The 23,439-nt window shown below is 69.5% G+C and carries 26 protein-coding genes; 16 read left to right on the top strand and 10 right to left on the bottom strand.

Annotated elements, in window-relative coordinates:
• Positions 1-330: 330 nt before the first annotated feature.
• Positions 331-1,104 (bottom strand): HAD family hydrolase, encoded by a 774-nt coding sequence (locus tag AC3ANR_RS19090; RefSeq protein WP_488289683.1) that lies wholly within the window; start codon positions 1,102-1,104, stop codon positions 331-333.
• 89 nt (positions 1,105-1,193) lie between these two features.
• Between AC3ANR_RS19090 and AC3ANR_RS19085 the strand changes: the two genes are divergently transcribed.
• Positions 1,194-1,616: a PAS domain-containing protein gene (locus AC3ANR_RS19085; protein ID WP_488289682.1), complete on the top strand. Its 423-nt coding sequence runs from the start codon at positions 1,194-1,196 to the stop codon at positions 1,614-1,616.
• A 35-nt stretch (positions 1,617-1,651) separates the two neighbouring features.
• On the opposite strand, the gene AC3ANR_RS19080 is transcribed toward AC3ANR_RS19085, so the two are convergent.
• Entirely contained in the window at positions 1,652-2,818 is a 1,167-nt protein-coding gene (locus AC3ANR_RS19080; RefSeq protein ID WP_488289681.1) for a mandelate racemase/muconate lactonizing enzyme family protein, read from the bottom strand.
• A gap of 100 nt (positions 2,819-2,918) precedes the next feature.
• Between AC3ANR_RS19080 and AC3ANR_RS19075 the strand changes: the two genes are divergently transcribed.
• Both AC3ANR_RS19075 and AC3ANR_RS19070 read left to right on the top strand, forming a co-directional pair.
• Positions 2,919-3,824, top strand: coding sequence for a LysR substrate-binding domain-containing protein (locus AC3ANR_RS19075; protein ID WP_488289680.1), 906 nt, complete (start codon positions 2,919-2,921; stop codon positions 3,822-3,824).
• Positions 3,825-3,837: 13 nt separating this feature from the next.
• Positions 3,838-3,975 (top strand): hypothetical protein, encoded by a 138-nt coding sequence (locus AC3ANR_RS19070; protein ID WP_488289679.1) that lies wholly within the window; start codon positions 3,838-3,840, stop codon positions 3,973-3,975.
• A gap of 10 nt (positions 3,976-3,985) precedes the next feature.
• Here the strand turns inward: AC3ANR_RS19070 and AC3ANR_RS19065 are convergent, their stop codons facing one another.
• Positions 3,986-4,801 (bottom strand): class I SAM-dependent methyltransferase, encoded by an 816-nt coding sequence (locus AC3ANR_RS19065; RefSeq protein ID WP_488289678.1) that lies wholly within the window; start codon positions 4,799-4,801, stop codon positions 3,986-3,988.
• 104 nt (positions 4,802-4,905) lie between these two features.
• Between AC3ANR_RS19065 and AC3ANR_RS19060 the strand changes: the two genes are divergently transcribed.
• From AC3ANR_RS19060 to gndA, 3 genes are all read left to right on the top strand, one after another.
• Positions 4,906-5,448, top strand: a complete 543-nt coding sequence (locus AC3ANR_RS19060; RefSeq protein ID WP_488289677.1) for a GAF domain-containing protein — start codon at positions 4,906-4,908, stop codon at positions 5,446-5,448.
• 79 nt (positions 5,449-5,527) lie between these two features.
• Positions 5,528-7,072 carry a phospholipase D-like domain-containing protein gene (locus AC3ANR_RS19055; protein WP_488289676.1) on the top strand — a complete coding sequence of 515 codons (1,545 nt, stop codon included), beginning with the start codon at positions 5,528-5,530 and terminating at the stop codon, positions 7,070-7,072.
• 289 nt (positions 7,073-7,361) lie between these two features.
• The gene (gene gndA, locus AC3ANR_RS19050; RefSeq protein WP_488291849.1) at positions 7,362-8,765 is read left to right on the top strand and encodes an NADP-dependent phosphogluconate dehydrogenase; all 1,404 of its coding nucleotides are present in this window, start codon (positions 7,362-7,364) and stop codon (positions 8,763-8,765) included.
• A gap of 89 nt (positions 8,766-8,854) precedes the next feature.
• Here the strand turns inward: gndA and AC3ANR_RS19045 are convergent, their stop codons facing one another.
• Entirely contained in the window at positions 8,855-9,733 is an 879-nt protein-coding gene (locus tag AC3ANR_RS19045) for a LysR family transcriptional regulator (protein ID WP_488289675.1), read from the bottom strand.
• Between the two features lie 125 nt (positions 9,734-9,858).
• Here AC3ANR_RS19045 and AC3ANR_RS19040 point away from each other — a divergent pair, with 125 nt between their 5' ends.
• A complete protein-coding gene (locus AC3ANR_RS19040) occupies positions 9,859-10,827 on the top strand; it encodes a DMT family transporter (RefSeq protein WP_488289674.1) in 969 nt (322 codons plus the stop codon).
• Here AC3ANR_RS19040 and AC3ANR_RS19035 read toward each other — a convergent pair.
• The 6 genes from AC3ANR_RS19035 to AC3ANR_RS19010 all read right to left on the bottom strand — a co-directional run bounded on the left by AC3ANR_RS19035 (position 10,781) and on the right by AC3ANR_RS19010 (position 15,495).
• Positions 10,781-11,395: a DUF1294 domain-containing protein gene (locus AC3ANR_RS19035; RefSeq protein ID WP_488289673.1), complete on the bottom strand. Its 615-nt coding sequence runs from the start codon at positions 11,393-11,395 to the stop codon at positions 10,781-10,783. The genes AC3ANR_RS19040 and AC3ANR_RS19035 overlap by 47 nt on opposite strands.
• Before the next feature lie 44 nt (positions 11,396-11,439).
• On the bottom strand, positions 11,440-11,850 hold the full coding sequence (locus AC3ANR_RS19030; RefSeq protein WP_488289672.1) for a hypothetical protein: 411 nt from the start codon (positions 11,848-11,850) through the stop codon (positions 11,440-11,442).
• A 70-nt stretch (positions 11,851-11,920) separates the two neighbouring features.
• A complete protein-coding gene (locus AC3ANR_RS19025; protein WP_488289671.1) occupies positions 11,921-12,754 on the bottom strand; it encodes a hypothetical protein in 834 nt (277 codons plus the stop codon).
• Between the two features lie 113 nt (positions 12,755-12,867).
• Complete coding sequence (locus tag AC3ANR_RS19020) at positions 12,868-14,034, bottom strand: hypothetical protein (RefSeq protein WP_488289670.1); 1,167 nt, start codon at positions 14,032-14,034, stop codon at positions 12,868-12,870.
• Between the two features lie 166 nt (positions 14,035-14,200).
• Positions 14,201-14,995: a TIR domain-containing protein gene (locus tag AC3ANR_RS19015; RefSeq protein ID WP_488289669.1), complete on the bottom strand. Its 795-nt coding sequence runs from the start codon at positions 14,993-14,995 to the stop codon at positions 14,201-14,203.
• 110 nt (positions 14,996-15,105) lie between these two features.
• Positions 15,106-15,495 carry a hypothetical protein gene (locus tag AC3ANR_RS19010; RefSeq protein ID WP_488289668.1) on the bottom strand — a complete coding sequence of 130 codons (390 nt, stop codon included), beginning with the start codon at positions 15,493-15,495 and terminating at the stop codon, positions 15,106-15,108.
• Between the two features lie 475 nt (positions 15,496-15,970).
• On the opposite strand from AC3ANR_RS19010, the gene AC3ANR_RS19005 reads away from it, so the two are divergent.
• From AC3ANR_RS19005 to AC3ANR_RS18965, 9 genes are read left to right on the top strand one after another with little or no spacing between them, the layout of a single operon-like run.
• The gene (locus tag AC3ANR_RS19005) at positions 15,971-17,047 is read left to right on the top strand and encodes a LacI family DNA-binding transcriptional regulator (RefSeq protein WP_488289667.1); all 1,077 of its coding nucleotides are present in this window, start codon (positions 15,971-15,973) and stop codon (positions 17,045-17,047) included.
• A gap of 49 nt (positions 17,048-17,096) precedes the next feature.
• Positions 17,097-17,768, top strand: coding sequence for an amino acid ABC transporter permease (locus tag AC3ANR_RS19000; RefSeq protein ID WP_488289666.1), 672 nt, complete (start codon positions 17,097-17,099; stop codon positions 17,766-17,768).
• Positions 17,768-18,421: an amino acid ABC transporter permease gene (locus AC3ANR_RS18995; protein WP_488289665.1), complete on the top strand. Its 654-nt coding sequence runs from the start codon at positions 17,768-17,770 to the stop codon at positions 18,419-18,421. The genes AC3ANR_RS19000 and AC3ANR_RS18995 overlap by 1 nt, the downstream gene beginning before the upstream one ends.
• A gap of 37 nt (positions 18,422-18,458) precedes the next feature.
• A complete protein-coding gene (locus tag AC3ANR_RS18990; protein WP_488289664.1) occupies positions 18,459-19,253 on the top strand; it encodes a transporter substrate-binding domain-containing protein in 795 nt (264 codons plus the stop codon).
• 19 nt (positions 19,254-19,272) lie between these two features.
• Entirely contained in the window at positions 19,273-20,061 is a 789-nt protein-coding gene (locus AC3ANR_RS18985) for an amino acid ABC transporter ATP-binding protein (RefSeq protein WP_488289663.1), read from the top strand.
• The gene (locus tag AC3ANR_RS18980) at positions 20,061-20,837 is read left to right on the top strand and encodes a sugar phosphate isomerase/epimerase family protein (RefSeq protein WP_488289662.1); all 777 of its coding nucleotides are present in this window, start codon (positions 20,061-20,063) and stop codon (positions 20,835-20,837) included. The genes AC3ANR_RS18985 and AC3ANR_RS18980 overlap by 1 nt, the downstream gene beginning before the upstream one ends.
• Entirely contained in the window at positions 20,834-21,781 is a 948-nt protein-coding gene (locus AC3ANR_RS18975) for a sugar kinase (protein ID WP_488289661.1), read from the top strand. Before AC3ANR_RS18980 ends, AC3ANR_RS18975 begins: the two co-directional genes overlap by 4 nt.
• Positions 21,778-22,755, top strand: coding sequence for a 2-hydroxyacid dehydrogenase (locus AC3ANR_RS18970; RefSeq protein WP_488289660.1), 978 nt, complete (start codon positions 21,778-21,780; stop codon positions 22,753-22,755). The genes AC3ANR_RS18975 and AC3ANR_RS18970 overlap by 4 nt, the downstream gene beginning before the upstream one ends.
• A gap of 35 nt (positions 22,756-22,790) precedes the next feature.
• Complete coding sequence (locus AC3ANR_RS18965) at positions 22,791-23,420, top strand: SAM-dependent methyltransferase (protein WP_488289659.1); 630 nt, start codon at positions 22,791-22,793, stop codon at positions 23,418-23,420.
• Positions 23,421-23,439 lie beyond the last annotated feature (19 nt).

Below are 23,439 nucleotides of genomic sequence, written 5' to 3'. Positions count from 1 at the left end.
GCGCTCGGACGAATGCATGAGTGTCGCGCCATCCAGGCCCTCGATGTCGCAACCCGCTGGAGGAGGCCGACAAATAGCCGCCCGGTGTGCGATGTGCCGCGCTCCGGGTGCGTTGTCCGAGCGCAGCCAGGCCGCGCGAAAAAAAAAAGAAGGCGCCGGCGGCCGCTGCTCACGAAAGCATCATCGCGTCGCAGGCCGCGCCGGTGCTGGCGATGGCGCGAGTGCCCCAGGCTTTTCCACAGCCTTCTCCACGGAATCTGTGCGCAGCCGGCGGCGCGCGCTGTGGTATGAGGCCGATCCGCCCCGGCGGCGCATGGCCAGGCGCGCGCGCTACCGATCGGCGTGCGCGGCGTCCGGATCCGGGCTGGCGGTCTGGTGCAGCGGATCCTCCGCCGGCTTGAGCACCGCCAGCAGGTCGGACGTGGTGCGCAGGATCAGGTGCGCGCCCGTCTGCCGCAATTCGGCCTCGGTGCCGAAGCCGCACAGCACGCCCACGGTCTGCGCGCCGGCCGCCACGCCGGTGCGGATGTCGATGGTGGTGTCGCCGACCATCAGGCACTCCTGCGGCGCCACGCCCATCGCGGCGGCGGCAAAGAGCAGGGGCTCGGGGTGCGGCTTCATGCGGCGCGTCGTCTGCGCGCCGATGACCGCCGCGAAGTGTTCGCGCACCCCGTAGTGCAGCAGGAAGCGCTCGACGCGCGGCGCGCCGCCGGTGGAGATGGTGCACATCGGGAAGTGGCGGGCCAGCGTGACGATCATCTCCTGCACGCCGGCGATCATCTCGTGCGGCACTTCGTCGATCGCCTGCGCGTTGCGCGTGTGGGCGGGATCGGCCCCGCGCTGCCTGACGGCCCGCAGGCGCTCGCGCAGGGCGAACGCGGGGACGTCCAGGCCGAGGGCGTCGAGCTTGGCGTAGGCGGCGTGGACAGGGGTCTCGGCCGCCATCACCGCCTGCCGGGCCAGCCGCTCCGCGCGGCGGCCGCTCACCAGCGGCACCGCGTCCAGCAGGCCGGCCAGCCGCGCCACCAGGTGGTCGTCGGTGTCGGCGAGCGTGCCGTCCACATCGAAGCAGAGCGCGCGGATGCGCGGGAGGTCGAGCGCCATGGTGCGCGCACCCTAGCATGCCGTGCAGCTCTTCAAGTGTCGGGTTTCGGCGCGATGGTCTATCGTGTGCCTGGTCGAGGAGCCGATGCATGCAATCACACAGCGAAGATGCCTTCCCGCCGGAATTCCCGTCCCTGCTGGTCGAGCAGATGACCGAGGCGGTCGTCGCCACCGACGGTGACGGCGTCATCCGGCTGTGGAACCGTGGCGCCGAGCAGTTGTTCGGGTTCCCCGCCGGCGAGGCGATCGGCCAGACGCTGGACCTGATCGTGCCCGAGAAGCTGCGCGCCGCGCACGACGGCGGTTTCCGCCGTGCCGTCGCCAGCGGGCAACTCAAGGCGCAGGGCAAGGTGCTCACCACGCGCGCCACGCCCAAGGACGGCCGCCGGCTGTACGTCGACTTCTCGTTCGGGATGGTGAAGAACCGCGATGGCGCGGTGATCGGCGTCTTCGCGGTGGGCCGGGACGCGACGCAGCGCCACCTGCAAGCCACGGCGGCCCAGCGCGCCTGAGCGAGCGCCCCGGCGCGCGATCGCGCGCGCACGGGTCAGGCCGACAGCGCCTGCATCTCGCGGTACAGGTCGGCCTTGCCCTCGAAGCCGATGCCGGGCAGCTCGGGCAGCGTGACGTGGCTGTCCTCGACCTTCACGCCGTCGGGGAAGCCGCCGAAGGGCTGGAACAGGTCGGGGTACGACTCGTTGCCGCCCAGCCCCAGGCCGGCTGCGATGTTCAGCGACATCTGGTGGCCGCCGTGCGGGATGCAGCGGCTGGGCGACCAGCCGTGCTGGCGCAGCATGTCCAGCGTGCGCAGGTATTCGACCAGGCCGTAGCTCAAGGCGCAGTCGAACTGCAGCCAGTCGCGGTCGGGCCGCATGCCGCCATAGCGGATCAGGTTGCGCGCGTCCTGCATCGAGAACAGGTCCTCGCCGGTGGCCATCGGGTTCTGGTAATAGTTGCGCAAGGCCGCCTGCAACTCGAAGTCCAGCGGGTCGCCCGGCTCCTCGTACCAGAACAGGTCGTATTGCGACAGCGCCTTGGCGTAGGCGATCGCGGTGTCCAGGTCGAAGCGGCCGTTCGCGTCCACGCACAGCTTCTGGCCGTCCTCCAGCACGTCCATGATGGCGTCGATGCGGCGCAGGTCTTCGTCCAGCGACGCGCCGCCGATCTTCTTCTTCACCACCGTGTAGCCGCGGTCGAGGTAGCTGCGCATCTCGTCCTGCAGCTTGCGGTGGTCCTGGCCGGGGTAGTAGTAGCCGCCGGCCGCATACACGAACACCTTGCGATTGGGCTTGCCGTCGCCGTAGCGGTCGGCGAGCAGCTGGAACAGGGGCTTGCCCTCGATCTTGGCCACCGCGTCCCACACCGCCATGTCGATCGTGCCGATGGCCACCGAGCGCTCGCCATGGCCGCCCGGCTTCTCGTTGGTGAACATGGTGTTCCAGATCCGGTGCGGATCGAGGTTGGCGCCGCTCGCATCCAGCAGCGAGTCGGCCCCGGCCTCCAGCACGCGCGGGATGAAGCGCTCGCGCATCAGCTTGCCCTGGCCATAGCGCCCGTTGGAGTTGAAGCCGTACCCGACCACCGGCTTGCCATCGCGCACGACGTCGGTGATGACCGCCACGAGGCTCAGGGTCATTTTGCTAAAGTCGATGTAGGCGTTGCGGATGGGCGAGCTGATGGGAACGGTCTTCTCGCGGATCTCGACGATCTTCATGGCGGGTCTCGATGTGTGGTGAGGCCGCGAATGATGGTCGGGCCGGCGGATGGCGGCCAATGTTCTTTTTCGCTGCTTCCATGCATGGGAAGAACCGCCCTTGAACCTGATCTGGCTCGAAGACTTCCTGGCCCTGGCGGCCAGCGGCAACTTCTCCCGCGCCGCCGAGGCGCGGCACACCTCCCAACCCGCCTTCAGCCGCCGCATCCGGGCGCTGGAGGAGTGGATCGGCGCCGACCTCTTCGACCGCAGCACGCAGCCGGCCCCCCTGACCGACGCCGGCGAGTGGTTCCGCGGCGTGGCCGAGGACCTGCTGGCGCGCGTGGCCCGCATCCCCGGTGACGCCCGGCGCGTGGCCGAGGCCAGCGCCGTCACGCTGCGCATCGCGGCCACGCACGCGCTGTCCTTCACGTTCCTGCCGGCATGGCTGCGCGGCCTGGAGTCGACCACGACCCTGGGTCCGGTGCAGCTGGTCTCCGATGTCCTGGAGCGCTGCGAGGCCCTGATGCAGCAGAGCAAGGTGCAGTTCGTCCTGAGCCACGGGCATGCCCAGGCGCAAGGCGCGCTGGACGGGCCCGCATGGCTGTCGACGCGCGTGGGCGACGATGTCCTGGTCCCCGTCTCGCAGCCCGATACGCAGGGCCGGCCGCGGCATGCGCTGGCGGACGGGTCGGCGCAGGCCGTGCCGGTGCTGCACTTCACCGAGGAGTCCGGCCTCGGCCGCATCATCCGCGTGGTGCTCGGGCGCCGGCTCGAGGCGTTCCCCGTGCAGGCGGTCTTCACGGCGCACCTCGCCTCCGTCCTGCGCACCATGGCCATCGACGGCAGGGGGCTCGCGTGGCTGCCCGATTCGCTGGTGCAGGACGACCTGCGCGCGGGCCGGCTCGTCGCGGCGGCGGGGCCCGACTGGCGCGTGCCGGTGGACATCCGCCTCTATCGCGAGCGCGATCGCCTGGGCCAGGCGGCCGAGGCGTTCTGGCGCGCCGCCGTCGCTTCGTCCTGCTGATCGCGTGGTGCCGATGTTCCTCCGCCCACCCGGCTGCGTCACCGCAGCACAGGTCCTTGAGCTGGCCGAATACTGGGCCTACCGCCTCGGCGGCTTCGTCGTCCTGAACCTGCTGGACGATCCGGCCTGGCTGGCCCTGATGTTCTGCTGAGGGGCTGACGTCAGCCGCGCGCGAGCACCACGTGCGCCTGGATGCGCCCCTCGATGGCGCCGGCGCCGAAGCGGCGCGTGAGCGCGGCCGTCGCCGCATCGGTCGCCTGGGCCAGCGCCTCGGGCCCCTTGGCTTCGATCTCGGCGCGCATCGGCGAGCCCTGGCAGTAACCCAGCGCCGGCTCGCGCGCCGAGGGCGCGCGGCTGCGGTGCGCCACGGTGGCGATGTCGGCGCGCGCGAAGCCGCCGCGCCGCAGGTCCTGCTCGATGGCGGCCTTGTCCGCGTAGCCGTGCGGCCCGCGGTGCATGAAGCGCGGCGGATCGTCCGGCCACAGGCCGTCGAGTGCCTCGCAGATCGTCAAGACCATCTCGTTGTCCTCGATGCGATCCCAGACATTGAAGATGAAGGTGCCGCCGGGGCGCAGGACGCGCCGGGCCTGCGCGAATGCGTGCGCCTTGTCGGGGAAGAACATCGCGCCGAACTGGCAGACAACGACATCGAACGCCGCATCGGCGAACGGCAGCTGCATCGCATCCGCCTGGCGCCACTGCACCGGGCGCGCGGTGCCGACGCTCGCCGCCTGGTCCAGCATCGGCTGGTTCAGGTCGGTGGCGACGATCTCCACCTCCGGCGGCAGCAGCCGCGCCAGGTGCCGGGTGACCACGCCCGTCCCGGCGGCCAGCTCCAGCACGTTGCGGGGCTGCAGTTCGACGACCTGGCGGCCGATGTCGGCCGCGTACGGCTCGAAGAGGAGCGGCACCATGTACCGGTCGTAGAGCTGCGGGATGGAGCCCGCGAATCGGCTGTCGGCGGCAGGCGGCTGCATGATGCGCGAGTCTGCCGAAAAAAGCGGCGGGGCCCAAGCTGGACCGTGCACGCCATGGCCCCAGTGCTGAGCCAGGAAGGGGAGCGACCCCTTACACTGAGCCTATGTCCGCCGACGTCCAACCAGCGACCCAGCGCCAGCAGGTCATCGAGACCGCCCGCGCGCGTGCCGAGACGCTGCTGGCCCAGGGGGCTGCGCTGCGCGAAGTGCTGTCGCAGCTGACGGGTGCGGTGGAGACCCTCTCGCGTGGCTCGTCGGTCGCGTCCATCCTGACGCTGGACCGCGAGGGCCTGCTGCGCAACGGCGCCTCGCCCAGCCTGCCGGCCGACTACCTCGACAAGATCGACCGGCTGCGGCCGCACCCGGACGTGGGCACCTGCGCCGCCGCGGCGGCCACCGGCAAGATCGTGGTCACGCCGGACTTCCAGGCCGACGAGAAATGGTCGGAGCTGCGCCACCTGCCGATCGCCATCGGCTTTCGCGCGGCGTGGAGCATGCCGCTGATCACCAAGGGCGGCCAGGTGGTCGGCACCTTCGGCACGTACTTCCGCGAGAGCCGCGAGCCCACCGCGCAGGAGATGGCCGACGTCGCCGCGCTGGCGCCGGTGGCCGCCCAGGCCATCGCGGCCCGCGCATCCCGCGCCTGACGCGGCCGACGCGCCGCATCCCCTCCAGGCAGAGCTTGCCGCCCGCGCGCCGGGCAGGGTGCGTGCTACGCTGGCCCGCGTGCGAATCCTCCTCGTGCGCATCGTGGCGGGCCTGCTGCTCGCCGGCCTGGGCGCCTGCACCAGCCTGCCGCCCGCGCAGGACCGCGTGCCCAGCACCTTCATCGAGGACACGCAGGACACGGTGCTCGGGCGCGCCCTGCAGCCGCTGGCGCGGGAGCACGCGGGGCTGAGCGGCGTGCGCCCGCTGTCCAACAGCCTCGAGGCCTTCGGTGCCCGGCTCGCGCTGCTGGAGGCCGCGCAGCGCAGCGTCGACATCGAGATGTACATCTGGCGCGCCGACGTCAGCGGCACGCTGCTGGCGCGCGCGTTGCACGAAGCCGCGGGGCGCGGCGTGCGCGTGCGGCTGCTGCTGGACGACTCGAACACCGCGCGGATGGACGAGTTCCTCATCGCGCTGGATGCCCACCCGAACATCGAGGTGCGGCTGTTCAACCCGCTGCGCGACCGGCTGTTCCGCGTCTGGGATTTCGCCGGCGACTTCGCGCGCATCAACCGCCGCATGCACAACAAGTCGTTCACCGTCGACAACCAGGTGACGGTGGTGGGCGGGCGCAACATCGGCGACGAGTACTTCGGCGCGCGCGCCGCCGTCGCCTTCATCGACCTGGACGTCGCCGCCGCCGGCGCGGTGGTGCGCGACGTCTCGGCCGACTTCGACGCCTACTGGAACAGCCCGTGGGCCTGGCCCGCGGCGTGGATCCTGCGCCCCCTGAGCGACGTGGGCCGCCACCACGTGCTGGCCGACTGGGAGCAGCTGCACGACAGTCCCGAGGCCGCCCGCTACCTGGAGGCGGCGGCGCAGGTCGACCTGGTGCGGCAGATGCGCGCCGGCACGGTGCCGCTGGAGTGGGTGCGCGCGCGGCTGGTGAGCGACTCGCCGGACAAGGTGCAGGCGGCCGGGCGCCCCAGCGGCACGCGCATCGTCACGCAGCTGGAGTCGGCGCTGGGCAAGTCGCAGCGCGAGCTGGTGCTGGTGTCGCCGTACTTCGTGCCGGGCAAGGAGGGCACCGACATCCTCGCCGCCGCCGCCGCGCGCGGGGTCAAGGTGCTGGTGCTCACCAACTCGCTGGCGGCCACCGACGTGCCCGCCACGTACGCGGGCTATGTGCGGTATCGCGAGGCGCTGGTGCGCGCCGGCGTGCGGCTGTTCGAGCTCAAGCCCGCGCTGGCCGAGCCCGACGAGGCCCGGCAGCGCCGCGGGCTGCTGGGCAGCTCGGGCGCGAGCCTGCACGCCAAGACCTTCGCGGTCGACCGCGCGCGGGTGTTCGTCGGCTCGTTCAACCTCGATCCGCGCTCGGACCGCCTCAACACCGAGATGGGCATCGTGTTCGACAGCGCCGCGCTGGCCAACACCATCACCGACGCCTTCGACGGCTTCGTGCCGCGCAATGCCTACGAGGTGCGGCGCAACGGCGAGGCGCTGGAGTGGGTCGAGCGCACCGGGCAGGGCGAGGTGCGCCACGCCACGCCGCCGGCCGGCGGCGGACTGCGCGGCTTCTGGACCGGGCTGCTGTCGCTGTTTCCGCTGGAGTGGCTGCTCTAGACGGCGGCGCCATGGCCGCTACCACAGGAGCGGCCCGCGCCTGCACACAGATTCCGTGGAGAAGGCTGTGGAAAAGGACTTCACACCCGTGCCATCGCCAGCACTGGCGCGGCCTGCGACGCGTTGATGCTTTGGTGGGCACCGGCTGACCGGAAGCTGTCACCGTGACATCCTGTCGCCGCGGGCAGACACTGTCGCGGCATCCGCCCGCGTCGCCGACGGCCTGGCGCGGGGCCCGTGCGCGCCGTGGCCACTGCTGAGGCTCGGGGACAATTCGGGGATGAATTCCCTGAAGCAATCGGACATCGGCATCGTCGGCCTGGGTGTCATGGGCGAGAACCTGGCGCTGAATTTCGACCGCAACGGATTCGCGGTCAGCGGCTACGACCTGGAAGACCACAAGCGCGAGAGCTTCGCGCAACGCACCGGCGCGGTGGCGCCGCGGTCCCTGCGCGAACTGGTGGCGGGCCTGGGCACGCCGCGCGTGCTGCTGCTGATGGTGCCGGCGGGCGCGGCCGTGGACGCCGTGCTGGCCGACCTGCGGCCGCTGCTGGCGGCCGGCGACATCGTCATCGACGGCGGCAACACGCGCTACACCGACACCCACCGGCGCATCGCCGAGCTCGAAGGCACCGGCATCCTGTACGTCGGCGCCGGCGTGAGCGGGGGCGAGGAGGGCGCGCTGCGCGGGCCCGCGATCATGCCGGGCGGCGACGCGCAGGCCTGGCCGCGCGTCAAGCCCATCCTGCAGGCAATTGCCGCCCGCGCCGAGGACGGCGCGCCCTGCTGCGACTGGATGGGGCCGGCAGCGGCCGGCCACTACGTGAAGATGGTCCACAACGGCATCGAGTACGCCGACATGCAGACCATCTGCGAGGCCTATTTCCTGATGCGCGAGCTGCCCGGCCTGCAGCCGCGCGAGATGAGCGAGGTGTTCGCGCAGTGGAACCACGGCGAGCTGTCCAGCTACCTCGTGGGCATCACCGCGGACATCCTGTCGCGCACCGACCCCGAGACCGGCAAGCCGATGGTGGACGTGATCGTCGACACCGCGGAGCAGAAGGGCACGGGCAAGTGGGCCAGCCAGGCGGCGCTGGACCTGGGCGTGACCGCCCCGACCATCGCCGACGCGGTGTTCGCGCGCACCGTGAGCGCGGTGCGCGCCGAGCGCGCCGCGGCGTCGGAGGTGCTGAGCGGCCCGCAGGCGAAGTTCACCGGCGATCGCGACGCGTTCGTCGAGAAGATCCGCCGCGCGCTCTTGGCCGCCAAGGTCTGCGCCTACGCGCAGGGCTTCCAGCTGCTCGCCGCCGCCGACCAGGAGTACGGCTGGGACCTGCCCTTCGGCACCATCGCCGGTGTCTGGCGCGCGGGCTGCATCATCCGCGCCCGGCTGCTGGAGGACATCCGCCGCGCCTACGTGCGCTCGCCCCAGTTGCCCAACCTGTTGCTGGACACGCACTTTGCCGGCGTGATGGCGCAGTCGCACTCGGCGCTGCGCGAGGTGGTCGCCACGGCCGCGCAGCACGGCGTGGCGGTGCCCGCCTTCATGAGCGCGCTGGCCTACTACGACAGCTACCGCGCGCGCCGCCTGCCGGCCAACCTGCTGCAGGCCCAGCGCGACTACTTCGGCGCCCACACCTACCAGCGGCTGGACCGCCCGGGCAAGTTCCACACGAAGTGGACGGAAGGCTGATTCGCTCGCGCGGCGCCGGCAGCGTCAGCGCCGGTGCGCCGCTCGTTGGCAAGGGGCCGCTGAACCTGGCGGCGCGCTAAGCCCGTGGCTCACTGCCACGCCTCCAGCACGATCTCGCGCACTGCCCGCACCGCCGGGCCTTGTTTGGATGGCGTTGCGGCAACCCAGCACAGCCAGGTGGTGGAGGTCCAGCCGTTCCACACCACGACCTCGCCGCGGCGCTCGGCGTCGCGGGCCTGGTCTTCGCGCACCAGCCCTGCGCCCAGGCCGCTGGCCACCATGCCGCGGATGGCCGCCTCGGTGTCGGCCACCGCGGCGATCGAGGGCGCGGTGCCCGCTTCCTGGAAGAACCGCTCCAGCGTGCTGCGCAGGCCGCACTGCGGCGCCGTGCCCACCCAGGGCCGGCGGGCCAGTTCGGCGTTGTCGGCCGGCAGGCCGCTGTAAGCCCAGCGCGCGGGCAGCACCGGCACCACGCCCAGCGGGGCCAGCCGGCGCACCTCCAGCGTGTCGTCGGACGCCTGCGCCGACATCACGTACGCGCAGTCCAGCGCGCCGCGGCGCACGTCGTCGATGGCGGCAACCGACAGGCTCTGGCGCATGTGGATGGTGAGCTGCGGATGGCGCTCCGCCAGCTTGACGAAGACGTCGCCCAGCCGCAGGCCCACCGGGTCGCTCATGGCGCCCATGCGCACGGCGCCCACCACCGTGCCGCGCAGTTCGTCGGCGGTGGCCTTCAGCCCTTCGGCCGCGGCCAGCGTGCGACGCGCATCGGCGGCGACGCGCTCGCCGGCGGGCGTGAGCGCCATGCCCTTGGAGGTGCGGTCGAACAGCCGCACCCCCAGTTCTTCCTCCAGCGCCTTGAGCTGCGCGCTGACGGCCGGGGCGCTGGTGTGGACGCGCTCGGCGGCCCGGGTGAGGTTGGCTTCCTCCGCCACGGCCAGGAAGGTGCGCAACTGGTAGAGCTCCATGGCGCCATTGTGCGCAACGCTGCGCGGCGCGCCATTCGTTTGCGTGGAAGGCGGCGTTCCACAAGTGCACATGGACGCGCCGGAAGCCCGCGACCAGACTTCGCCTCCTCGCATCGGAGGCCCGAATGTCCCAGACCCTGTGTTCCCCCCTTCCTCGCACCCAGACGCCGCCCGCGCACGCCGCCATCGCCTGCTTGCTGCTGGCCACCGGCGCCTGGGGATCGCTGTTCTTTGTCGGCAAGAGCATCCTGCACAGCCTGGACCCCGTGTGGTTCACGACGATCCGCTACCTGCTGGCCACGCTGCTGCTGCTGGCGCTGCGGCCCGCGTTCGCCCGGGCGCCGATCGGCCGGTTGATCCGCGATGCCCGCACCTTCGCCGCCTACGGGCTCGCGGGGTACGGTGCGTTCAGCATCCTGGTGTTCCTGGGCGTGGCGCTGTCGGTGCCGTCGCACGGCGCCGTGATCATGGCCACGATGCCGGTCACCACCGTGCTGGTGCGCTGGGGGCTCGACGGCCTGCGGCCCACCCGGCGGGTGCTGGCCGCCTGCGCGCTGGCCCTCGCCGGCGTGGCGCTGGTCTCGGGGCTGGCGCTCGCGGGCACCGGTCGGCGCGCGATGCTGGGCGACCTGCTGGCCCTGGCCGGCACGCTCGGCTGGGTGATGTACACGCGCGGCGCCGCGCGCTTTCCGGATGTCTCGCCGTTCGACTACACCGCGTTCACCGCGATGGCGAGCGCGCCGTTCCTGCTGGGCGCGGCGGTGCTGGCGTCGCTGGCGGGCGTCGTGCACTGGCCCGATGCCGCGGCGGTCGCGCGCGAGGCCGGCAAGCTCGCCTACGTGGCCGTGCTGCCGACGGTGACCGCGGCCATCGCCTTCAACTTCGGCGTGCGGCAGCTGGGCGCCGCGACCGGAACGCTGTTCATCAACTGTGTGCCGCTATCGGCCCTGGCCATCGCGACGGCGCTGGGCCAGGCGCCCGCAGGCCACGAGCTGGCCGGAGCGGCCCTGGTGGGCGCGGCGCTGGTGCTGGCCGCGCGGCCGCAATCTATGCGCCGAGCACCTGCGACCGCAACGGCGACGACAGCAGGATGAAGCCGGCGACGTTCAGCGCCACCGTCGCCCAGAACGCGGCGCGGAACGACGCCTTGCTGGACTTGTGGCGCAACACCTGCTGCGCCACGATCGCGCCCGGCCAGCCGCCGACCAGGCCCAGCGACAGCAGCGTCGACTCCGCCACCCGCCAGCCACCGGATTGGGCCGCGGACTTGTCGATGGCGTACGCGAGCAGGCACACGATGCTCGCGCCCGCATACAGCCCGCCGACCCAGAGCGGCACGTGCCACAAGATGGCGGCCGCGGGATAGAGGAGCACGAAGGCCGCGAGGGCCAGGCGGCTCGACATGCCCCAGGTCGTGGGCCTCGCCCGCCGACGCGGGACGACCGGCTTCGCTGCGCGAGCAGGCTGGACCGACCTGGCGCGCTTCTTTCCCTCGCGGTTCAACTCCAGCTCGAACGTGACGCGCTGCCCGGCCTGCGGCCGGCCGAAGCGATGCGGGAACGCCTTGGCGTGGACAAAGATGTCCTGCCCGCCCTGCGTCGGCTCGATGAAACCGAAGCCGCGCTCGTCGTTCCAGGACTTGATCAGGCCGTCGAAGCGCATCGGGTCAAGGAAAGAGAGGAAAGAACCGCGTCCGCAGTCGGTTCTCACTTCCGAATTTCCAAACGCAACGCCGCGGGTCGATTAGCGCGCATCACGACATCGCCCCCTTCGCGCACTACAGGCTCGGTCCAAGTTTCCAAGTAGCCCCCGTCATCGCCTAGCACAAGGCTACGGGCTTGGGGAAACTTACCGCGACCGTGCTCCTTCTTCGAGATTCGTACCTCAAACTCACCGATGTCTAGATGAGTCCAGTCTGATTCGGACAGATCCTTCCGGAACGGCTTGGATGTGCGGATTTTCTGAATTGCCAGGCCGAAGCTCAGGAAGAGGCCGGCGATCTTGAGCGCCTTGAAAAAAACGCTCCCGTACACAGCATCCACTAACGCAGCGGTGGTCGATACGACAATGGCGGCAAGCAGCGCAAAGTCGTCGCCGTCTAAGTCACTGAAGGTCATCGCAATCAACGTGAAGGTGACCGGCGCCTTGCCGCAACGTGTCCGTCGACCGTTCTGTTAGACCTCACCCTCACGGCGCCAAACTCGCGACATCTGGAAGTGCATTCCGTTCGATGCAAACCCGCACTAAACGATTCAGCAAGCGAGAGGACTCAGAAACGCTCTGCCCCGGTTCGCCCTTCATCTTTCCTCCATGAACGGCCTGTGACCTGAGCTTGTACAACGACCTGACAGAATCAAACAGTGTCTTCTGCTCTTGCGGGTTATCCGGAGCAAGGAACTTGGCCGTGTATAGGCTAACGCGGAACACGATTTCTGAGTCTACAGCGAAGAGGCTTTCGATTCCCGCCCATAGCAAAGACAACCGAGCCCTCGGCAACGAATGCCAGCGGTACGTAGCCAGGCAGTGCACCGCCGTCTGAAACCTGTGGTCATCGAGCAGAGACTGCGCGGTGCTGAAGTTCGCCTCCAACCATTGGGCCTCGGGTTCTCCAATCTCATACGCATCCTGCCTGGCAGGGTGATCGTAGAAGAAGTGGTGAATCACATCAAGTTTGCTACTCTTCCCCAAGCGGTCGACGCGCGTCGTAGATTGCAGCGCACACGACGTCGGGACGTTATAGATTGCACTGAGAAGAAGGACATCCCACTGAGCATTCCATGCACGGATTGCGACATCTTTCGATCCGTTGCCGCTGACTTTCAACTGAGCTTCGACCCACGGGATGAACAAAGCCACGAAGTGGATGTCGATGCCGTCTACTCGGAAAAGGACGTCGTCGGGCTTTGGGACGGCCGTGACAGGTAGGAGCTCTACACCCGTGGCGAGCTTGATGCGGCGGGTAGGTACTAGGCCGGTTACTAAGAGGTAGGTGGAGCGTCGTCCACCGAGCACGCCAGGCATCTGTGTGGTCTAACGTCGAAGTTGACCGGCACTGCCGGTGCGTGTCCGCGTCGAACGACCTGTTATACCGCCCGACGCACGCTCGCATGCAACCCTGCCTTTTGTTTCGTTTTTTAGAATGCTACCTCCTCTTCTGGCGAGAACCAGTCAAGTGGCCCCATTGCGGTTCCGTCCCGGAGCACGCTGAAGCCGCTATAGAAGAAAGCTGTTTCTTCAAACCGCGAAATCTCAGGCGTCTGTCCCGTCCGTGCTCTTGCGAGGCCAACGACTTGCTTGAAGATACGTTCTTCGACGCCGAAGAAAGTGGCATTCGGCCTGTCGAGCCGCAGCCGGTCCGGACGGCCGAAGACAATTCGCCCGTTGATCTCCCGCGGAATTGGTGCTCGGTCGCCCTCCGAAAAATACCCTCCGACAAAGCGACGCCCCTCCAGGGGTCCGGCCAAGACCCGCCACGCCACTCCGACCACCGTGAGTTCTTCGGGAAGCGGGACGCCGGTAGTAAGTGCACCCGCCAGCACGGGCTGGGAGAGCTTGTTTGCGATACCGCTGTAGTGGGAGGCGATCACCGCGCGGCCCACTTCCCCAAGGTCGTCCTCTCCAGCAGGCCGCTGCCCAGGGCTATGCGGGTCCTCAGCCCATATGCCTGACTGCACGCGGCTACTACTCTGTTCCGTGGCGAAGCGAGTCGCAACGATATGGCCCTTAATGCTGCGCGGGGAACCCGCAGCATCTAGGAATGTGACGCGTCCGAACTGCTGGCGCCAGGTGGTGAATTCTTGGTTGCTGAAGCTGACGGCGGAATAGCGGCCCTTTGCCTCTGCCAAGAACACCCGATTCACGTTCTCGGCGCAAAAGTAGTCAGGCGCGTCACCCGTCGCCGTCCGTTCGATCCGGCACCCTTCAAACGCCCTGTGAAGTTGGCGATCAAGTACGTGCTCCATGTGAGCAAAGTACGTGATATTCAAGTGATCGTGAAGGAACCAGCGACAGAACGCTTGTCCCAACTCCGTTGACCGGCTCCGCTTAATTGCAGGTGAAATACCCAGTCCTCGCCCTTGAAATCTGAACTCGGAGCAAGGCAGAAGGAAGCGCACGTGTTCGAACTGGACTGGATCTGGCTGCGGCGGAGCTGTCCCGAACGAATCCAGATAGTAGTGATGAAACAGATTTGCTAAACCGACCGTAATGGAAGCAGCTGGTTGGTTCTTAGTCGGATCCGCCCTGAGTGTGTGGGGAATGACCGCGTACTTGTTCAGCGCGAGACCGAGGGATCGTTCCATGCCTAAAGAGGCTCCACGCCGCCGGCTGCGATCGCGCTCTGTGCCCTGGCGGTATAACGTCGGAGTTGACCGGCACGCACCGGCAAGGCGCCGCGAGACGTATGCTCCCGCGCGCGGCTCGCGGCGCCTTGCCGGTGCGTGTCCGTGTCGAACGACCTGTTAGCCATCACGCCGCGCCGTACATGGCTTTGAGCTCGCGCTGCAGGACGTGAAATCCCGCCTCGATGTTCCCTTTCGGAAAGGGAATGTAGGCAATGCCCGAAAGGTTCGTCGGCGTATTGACGCCTTCTTCGTGCAGCAGGATGACGAACTTTCGCCCATAGCACCCCTGGAAAAAGCCGATCTCGTGCATGACGTTCTCTCTCACGCGGGCCTCATTGTCATTAGCGAAATCGTCCCCAGTCATCACAATCACTGCACTGTCACACCGGTCCGCGCTCTCGAACAGCTTCTCGATCAAAGTCTGTCCCGCATTTGGCTGTTGAGCGAGCTCGATCGTCGGCAACTCCACATCCTTCTCAATAAACGCCTGAACTGCCCGCCAATCGTTGGAGCGCCCGTGGGTGATGAAGACTCTGCGCTCGCGGTGCACCGCCGGTTGCGCGAGTTCGCTGTTGGCTCTGATCTCGAAGATCTGCTCGATGTCGCGGACCAACTGTTGAAGCTGGGCGCGCGAATAATGAACCGGGCCTGGCTGCCCTGGTCCAGGGCTCGCCATCTCCATAGTCGGATCCGTGGGAATTTTCTGGAAATCCTCGAAGAGCAGCGGCGCCAACGTGCGGAGGCTTTCCACGAGCTTCGCCGCCTGCTCGAAGTAGTGGCGAACTGCTTCAGGCGGGAAACTTGCGCGCGTGCGCACTTCTCCGGCGCCCCTGTTCCGGCTGACGTTCTCATTCATCGCGGAGTCAAGTGCTTTCCGGATGCCCGAGAGCTTTGCCAAGACGGCAGAAAGATCGCTCATGCTGCTCCTTCGTGTGACACGGTGCTTCTCGTGAGGGCTAACGTAGAAATGACCGGCGGACAGTAGGCGGGCGTAAGCCCGCCGATAGAACGTCCGTGTCGATTGCCAGGTTATGTGGCATCGCGCCTCACTCCGATGAACCACCATGCGACGGCCGCCGGCAGCGCCACGGCCACGCAAGCTCCGATGCAAAGCGCAAGCACCTGCAGCGTTGGAGCTGGCGCGTCATCGCGCAGCAGCAAGGAACCGAGCACGGCGCCAGTACAGAGCGCCGCAAACACTGACGCAAGCACGAAGGCGCGCAGACGAACAGCGCCGGCACGAAGGAGAACTGCGCCGAAGCCGTGGGAGATGAGCGCAAACAGCAGCACAAGGAGCGGACTGGCAAGGAGACCCAGCCCCGCCATTCGCATGGCACCATCCTCGTCGGCGCTCCCCAGCGACGTTGCACCAGAACTGGCACTCGCAAGCTGCACTAGAGCCGCCACCAGCAAAGGCATCGCCGCTAGGGCGCCCGCCGCTGCGCTCGCAAGAAGACGGCTCCCGTTCATGCCATATAACGTAATGTAGACCGCAGGTCCAAAGCTCTTATCCCGCACATGCGGAATGAAACTGCCGGCGGCAGCGTCGCAAGCTGTTGACGCGAAAGCATTTCTCTTCTCCTCCCCCCAAGGCGAGGTCCTTGAACACAGGACCTCTTATCCCGCAGAACGGAACCTCCTGTTGCGGTCCGTTGCCGCGCGGGAGTCTGCCAGTGCACAACGGCGCGGGCAAGCATGCAAACGTCGTGGTTCGCTCGAAGGCGAGTGGACGCCCGCATCTCCGCCTCTCCTTCCACACCCACCCGGCTGCTGGATCAGACGACCGCCCCCTCCTTGCTGCCATCCCATGCGGACCCTGGGGCGCCTTCGCCACGCACAGCCCGCCCCCAGCCCCCACAGCGTTACCATCCCTGAAACTGGTTTCTGCCCACCGATGTCGCTCCTTCCTCCCCCGCCCGCCGACGGCCTGGCCGGCCGGTCCCGCGTGACCATCGCCGAGGTGGCGCAGAAGGCCGGCGTGTCCAAGGCGACGGTGTCGCGCTTCCTGAACCGGCGCGACGAGCTGCTCACGCCCGAGATCGCCACCCGGGTCGAGGCGGCGATCGCGGCGCTGGGGTATTCGCCCAGCCCCATGGCCCAGGCCCTCAAGCGCGGGCGCTCGCGCCTGATCGGGCTGGTGGTGGCCGACGTCACCAATCCGTTTTCCGTGGCCGTGCTGCGCGGGGCCGAGAAGGCCTGCCAGCAGGCGGGCTACATGCTCATGCTGTTCAACCTGGGCGACGACGGCGGGCGCGAGCGCAATGCGATCGAGGCGCTGGCCTCCTACCAGGTTGAGGGCCTGATCCTCAACACGCTGGGCCAGGACGACCGCGCCGCGGCCGCCGCCGCGCGCCAGGGCCGGCCGGTGGTGCTGGTGGACCGGCGGCACGGCAACATGCACGCCGACTTCGTCTCGCTCGACAACGCCGCCGCCGTGCGGCTGGCCGCCGGCCACCTGGTCGAGGCGGGCTGGGACGAGCTGCTGTTCGTCACCGAGCCGGTCGCCGGCGTCAGCTCGCGCCAGGAGCGCGACGTCGCCTTCCGCGCCTTCCTGGCCGAGCACCCGCAGGTGCACGGCGCCAGTTTCGAATCGCACGGCGGGGCGGCCGACGACCTGCTGGCGCAGCTGCGCCGGCTGCGCGCGCGCGGGCGCCGGCCGGCGGTGCTGGCCAGCAATGCGGTGGTCACCCTGCGCGTGGCCGACGCCGTGGCCCGCCTCGGCTGGCGCTTCGGCCAGGACATCGGCTTCGTCGGCATCGACGAGACGGAGTGGGCGCCGCTGGTGGGCCCGGGCCTGTCCACCATCGCCCAGCCCACCGATGACCTCGGCCGGCTGGCCACCGCCTGCCTGCTCGAGCGCCTGCAGGGCCTGGACCTGCCGCCGCGGCAGATCCTGCTGCAGGGCCGGCTGGTGGTGCGCGGCTCGTCCGTGCCGGCGGCGGCATCCGTGGAACCCCTGATGGCATCCTGAAACCGGTTTCTATAATCGACGTCAGAAACCGGTTTCAGGCGTTTTTTCCTTGAACTACGACTTCCAGTTCCAAGCCGTCTTCGACGCTTGGCCGCTGCTGCTGCAAGGCACCTGGACGACGATCCAGCTGTCGCTGACGGCCACCGTCCTCGGCCTGGCCGTGGCGGTGGTGTGCGCGTGGGCCAAGACCTCGGGTCCGGTCGCGGCGCGCTGGGTGGTCAACGCGTACATCGAGTTGATCCGCAACACGCCGTTCCTGGTGCAGCTGTTCTTCTTCTTCTTCGCGCTGCCGGCGCTGGGGCTGCGCTGGTCGGCGCACGCGGCGGCGCTGGTGGCGATGGTGGTCAACCTGGGGGCCTACGCCACCGAGATCCTGCGCGCCGGCATCGAGTCGATCCCGCACGGCCAGGTCGAGGCGGGGCTGGCGCTGAACCTCAAGCGCCACCAGGTGTTCCGCCACATCGTGCTCAAGCCCGCGCTCAAGGCCATCTACCCGGCGCTCACCAGCCAGTTCATCCTGCTGATGCTCAGCTCCGCCGTCGTGTCGGCGATCTCGGCCGACGACCTGACCTCGGTGGCGGCCAACCTGCAGTCGCAGACCTTCCGCAGCTTCGAGATCTACATCGTGGTGGCGGGCATCTACCTGGCGCTGGCGCTGGCCTTCTCGCTGCTGTTCCGCCTGGTCTACCGCCTGGCCCTCGACTACCCGGACCGCCGCTGATGCGCACCTTCGGCTTTCCCGAATTCCTGTTCATCCTCGAGGCCGCGAAGTGGACCATCGCGCTGTCGCTGATGGCGTTCGTCGGCGGCGCGATCGGCGGGCTGCTGGTGGCGCTGGCGCGCACCAGCGAGTCGGCCGCCGCCCGCGGCGCGGCCACCGTGTTCGTGCAGGTGTTCCAGGGCACGCCGCTGCTGCTGCAGCTGTTCCTCATCTTCTTCGGCGCGCCGGTGCTGGGCATCGAGCTGAACCCATGGCTGGCCGCCGGCGCGGCGCTGATCCTGAACACCAGCGCCTTCCTCGGCGAGATCTGGCGCGGCTGCATCCAGGCGATCCCGCGCGGCCAGTGGGAGGCCTCGCAGGCGCTGGGCCTGCACTACGTGGCGCGCATGCGCGACGTGATCCTTCCGCAGGCCTTCAAGATCGCCCTGCCGCCCACCGTGGGCTACATGGTGCAGGTGATCAAGGGCACGTCGCTGGCCGCCATCATCGGCTTTGCCGAGGTCACGCGCGCCGGCCAGATCATCAACAACGCCACCTTCCAGCCGCTGATCGTGTTCAGCCTGGTGGCGGCCATCTACTTCGCGCTGTGCTGGCCGCTGTCGCTGCTGGCCGCGCGCATGGAGCGCCGGCAGGCGCGCGCCCTGGCCCGCTAGGGCCGTCCCCTTTCATCCACCAACGGAGACTGTTCGCATGATTTCCTCCAGCCTGTCCCGCCGCGCCTTCGCGGCCCTCGGCGTCGCCGCCGCCGTGTCCATCGCCGCCGCGCCCGCCTTCGCGCAGTCGCCCGAGGACCTGAAGAAAAAGGGCGAGATCAACGTCGGCCTGCTGGTGGACTTCCCGCCCTACGGCACCACCAACGCCCAGAACCAGCCCGACGGCTACGACGCCGACGTCGCCCGCCTGCTGGGCAAGGACTGGGGCGTGAAGGTGAACCTGGTGCCGGTGACCGGCCCCAACCGCATCCCGTTCCTGCTGACCAACAAGGTCGACCTGCTGATCGCCTCGCTGGCCATCACGCCCGAGCGCGCCAAGCAGGTCGCGTTCTCCAAGCCGTACTCGGCCGCCACCATCGTGCTGTTCGGCCCCAAGAAGGTCGCGATCAAGGGCCCGGCCGACCTCAAGCCGCTGAAGGTCGGCGTCGCGCGCGCCAGCACCCAGGACATCGCGCTGACGGCCACCGCGCCGCAGGGCACCGAGATCCGCCGCTTCGACGACGACGCGTCCGCCATGCAGGCCCTCATCTCCGGCCAAGTCGATGCCATCGGCTGCTCCACCACCGTCGCCGCGCAGATCAACAAGCGCGAGCCCAACACGTTCGAGCCCAAGTTCACGCTCAAGCAGCAGGAGATGGCCGTCGCGATGCGCCCCGGCCAGGAGCCGCTGCTCAAGGCCGTGAACGAGTTCGTCGCCAAGAACACGGCCAACGGCGAGCTGAACAAGCTGTACCGCAAGTGGCTGGAGACCGACCTGCCGAAGATGCAGTGACGCAGGGGCGGGGAACGCAATGAGCGACAGAGCCCAAGCGGCCGGCGACCCCATCATCCGCATGGAGGCGGTGGAGAAGTGGTTCGGCAAGTTCCAGGTGCTCTCCGGCATCGACCTGCAGGTCGCCGCCGGTGAGCGCATCGTGGTGTGCGGGCCCTCGGGCTCGGGCAAGTCCACGCTGATCCGCTGCATCAACGGCCTGGAGACGGTGCAGAAGGGCCGCATCGTGGTCGACGGCATCGAGCTGACCGCCGGCAAGCGCAACATCGACAAGGTGCGCGCCGAGGTCGGCATGGTGTTCCAGCAGTTCAACCTGTTTCCCCACCTGACCATCCTGCAGAACTGCACGCTGGCGCCGATGCGCACGCGCGGCGTCAGCCGCGAGGAGGCCGAGGCGACGGCGATGAAGTACCTCACGCGGGTGCGCATCCCCGAGCAGGCCAACAAGTACCCGAGCCAGCTCTCGGGCGGCCAGCAGCAGCGCGTGGCGATCGCCCGCGCGCTGTGCATGACGCCGCGCATCATGCTGTTCGACGAGCCCACCTCCGCGCTCGACCCCGAGATGGTCAAGGAAGTGCTCGACACCATGATCGGGCTGGCCGAGGAGGGCATGACCATGCTGTGCGTCACGCACGAGATGGGCTTTGCCCGCAGCGTGGCCGACCGCGTGATCTTCATGGCCGACGGCCGCATCGTCGAACAGGCGCCGCCGCAGCAGTTCTTCACCCAGCCGCAGAACGAGAAGACCCGCACCTTCCTGGGCCAGATCCTCAGCTCGCACCACCACCCGTCGACGGCGGCGGCGTGATGCAGCAGGTGCTGATCTCGCTCGGCGCCTTCGGGGCGGCCGAAGTGCGGCGCCATGGCCAGCTGTGGTTCGCCAGGCTGGCGCGCCAGGCCGGGGCCGACGGCGTCGAGGTGCGCGGCGAGCTGCTGCTGCAGCCCGATCGCGAACTGCCCGCCATTGCCGAGGCCATGCGCGCCGACGGCGCCGCGCTCGTCTATTCCAGCCCCGAGGGCCTGTGGGCCGCCGACGGCACGCTCGATGCCGCCGCGCTGGACCGCGCGATCGCTTTCGCGCGCACGCTCGGTGCGCCGCGGCTGAAGATGTCGATCGGCGGCTTCGCGCCGGCGTCGGCCGCCACTTTCGCGCGGCTGGCGCAGGCGCTGCAGGCCGCCGGCATCGACCTGGTGATCGAGAACGACCAGACCGTGCCCGCGGGCACGCTGGCCCCGCTGCAGCGCTTCTTCGCCGCCGCCGACGCGGCCGGCCTGCCGCTGGGCATGACCTTCGACATGGGCAACTGGCACTGGATGGGCGAGTGCCCGCTGCAGTGCGCCGGTGCCCTGGGCCCCCGCGTGCGCTACGTGCACTGCAAGGGCGTGCAGCGCCAGCCACAGCGCTGGGTGGCGGTGCCCATCGCCGAGTCGGCCGCGCCCTGGCGCGCCGTGCTGCGCGCCATGCCCGCCGCCATGCCGTGGGCGATCGAATATCCCCTGGCCGGCGATGACCTCGCGGCCGTCACCCGGCGCGAGGTCGCGCAGCTGCGCGAGATCGCCGCCACCCTGGGAGCCACTGCATGAGTGACAGCCGCCTCGACGTCGCGCTGTTCGGCGAGATGATGATGTTGCTGGTGGCCGACCGGCCCGGGCCGCTGGAGTCCGTGCCGTCGTTCCACAAGCGCACGGCCGGCGCCGAGACCAACGTCGCCATCGGCCTGGCGCGGGCCGGCCTGCGCGTGGGCTGGGCCAGCCGGCTCGGCACCGATTCGATGGCGCGCTACCTGCTGGGCGAGATGCAGCGCGAAGGCGTGGACTGCTCGCGCGTCGTGTGCGACCCCACCCAGCGCACCGGCTTCCAGTTCAAGGGCCGTGTCACCGACGGCAGCGATCCGCCGGTGGAATACCACCGCAAGGGCTCGGCCGCCAGCCACATGGTGCCGGGCGACATCGATGCCGACTGGCTCACCGGCGCGCGGCTGCTGCACGTGACCGGCGTGTTCCCGGCCATCTCCGCCACCGCGCTGGCGACCACGCGCCAGGCCGTGCAGATCATGCGGGCGGCCGGCGGCACCGTCTCCTTCGACCCCAACCTGCGGCCGACGCTGTGGTCGTCGCCCGAGGTCATGCGGCGCGAGATCAACGAGCTCGCGTTCCAGGCGCACTGGGTCCTGCCCGGACTGGAGGAAGGGCGTTTCCTCACCGGCGAACAGACACCCGAGGCGATCGCGCGCTTCTATCGCGAGCGCGGCGCGTCGCTGGTGGCGATCAAGCTGGGCCCCGAGGGCGCCTACTTCGACAGCGCCGTCGCCCGCGGCCATGTCCCGGGCTTTGCGGTCCTGGAGGTGGTCGACACCGTGGGCGCCGGCGACGGCTTCGCGGTCGGCGTGATCAGCGCGCTGCTCGAAGGCCGCACCGTCACCGAGGCGGTGCGCCGCGGCGCCTGGATCGGCGCGCGCGCCGTGCAGGTGCTGGGCGACACCGAGGGCCTGCCCACGCGCGCCCAGCTGCACGAGGCCGGGCTGTGACCACCGCCCGCAAGTCGGTGCTGGTGTTCCGCGAGCTGCCGCCCGACCAGCTGGCGCGCATCACGGCGCTGCACGACGTGACGGTGGCCAACCCCCGCAAGCCGGCCGAGCAGGCCGCGTTCGAGGCGGCGCTGCCGCGGGCGCAGGGCCTGATCGGCTCCAGCTACGCCATCACCGACGCGCTGCTGGACCAGGCGCCGCGGCTGGAAGTGATTTCCACCATCTCGGTGGGCGTGGACAACTATCCGCTCGCCTCGCTGCAGCGGCGCGGCATCGTGCTGTGCCACACGCCGGGCGTGCTGACCGAGACCACCGCCGACACGGTGTTCGCGCTGCTGATGGCCACCAGCCGCCGCGTGGTCGAACTGGCCAACCTGGTGCGCGAGGGCCACTGGCAGCGCAACATCGGCGAGGACCTGTTCGGCTGGGACGTGCATGGCAAGACGCTGGGCATCCTGGGTTTCGGCCGCATCGGCCAGGCCGTGGCGCGCCGCGGCGCGCTGGGCTTCGGCATGCCGGTGCTGTACCACAGCCGGCGGCCGGTGGACGTTGCGGACCTGATGGGCCGCGCCACGCACACGCCGCTGGACGAGCTGCTCGCGCGCGCCGACTTCGTGGTGGCCACGCTGCCGCTGACCGGCGAGACGCGCGGCCTCATGGGGCCGGCACAGTTCGCGCGCATGAAGTCCGGCGCGATCTTCATCAACGGCGGCCGCGGCGCCACCGTGCAGGAGGACGCGCTGCTGCACGCCCTGGACCACGGCCCGCTGCGCGCCGCCGGCCTGGACGTGTTCGCCACCGAGCCGCTGCCGCTCGACTCGCCGCTGCGCCGCCACCCGCGCGTCACCGCGCTGCCGCACATCGGCTCGGCGACGCACGAGACGCGCCATGCCATGGCCGTGCTGGCCACGACCAACCTGCTGCAGGCGCTGGCCGGCCAGCGGCCGCCGGCCGTGTACGCGCCGGGCGCCTGAGCGCGGCCGCGCACCCTGCCATTCGGAAACGCACGATGAACCAGCCTTCGCCTTTCGACGATCCGACCGGGACCTGGAACAAGCGCTACGCCGGCGACGACTACCTGTTCGGCAAGGAGCCCAATGCCTGGCTGCGCGAGCACGCCGGCGTCTGGCAACCCGGCGCGCGCGTGTTGTGCGTCGCCGACGGCGAGGGGCGCAACAGCGTGTGGCTGGCCGGCCGCGGCCTGGTGGTGGATGCGTTCGACGTGTCCCCGACCGGCGTCGAGAAGGCGCGCCGGCTGGCGGCGGACAAGGGCGCCGCGGTGTCGTTCACCGTGGCCGACTGCGACGGCTTCGACTGGCCGGCGGACACCTACGACGGCATCGCGGCGATCTTCATCCAGTTCGCCGATCCGGCGCTGCGCGCGCGCATCTTCGCGAACGTCGCCCGCAGCCTCAAGCCCGGCGGCACGCTGGTGCTGCAAGGCTACACGCCGCGCCAGCTCGAGTACCGCACCGGCGGGCCGGGCATCGCCTCGCACCTGTACACCGAGCCGATGCTGCGCGCCGAACTCGCCGGCCTGGAGATCCTGGAGCTGCGCGAGTACGAGGCCGTGATCGAGGAAGGAAGCGGCCACAACGGCCGCTCGGCGCTCGTCGGCGTGGTGGCGCGGCGCCCGTGACGGCAGGCGCCGCCTGCGG

The sequence above is a fragment of the Ramlibacter sp. JJN2-2R genome (genome assembly GCF_057747835.1).
The sequence above is the reverse complement of the archived record's forward strand: the minus strand, read 5'-3'. Positions and strand labels throughout refer to the sequence as shown.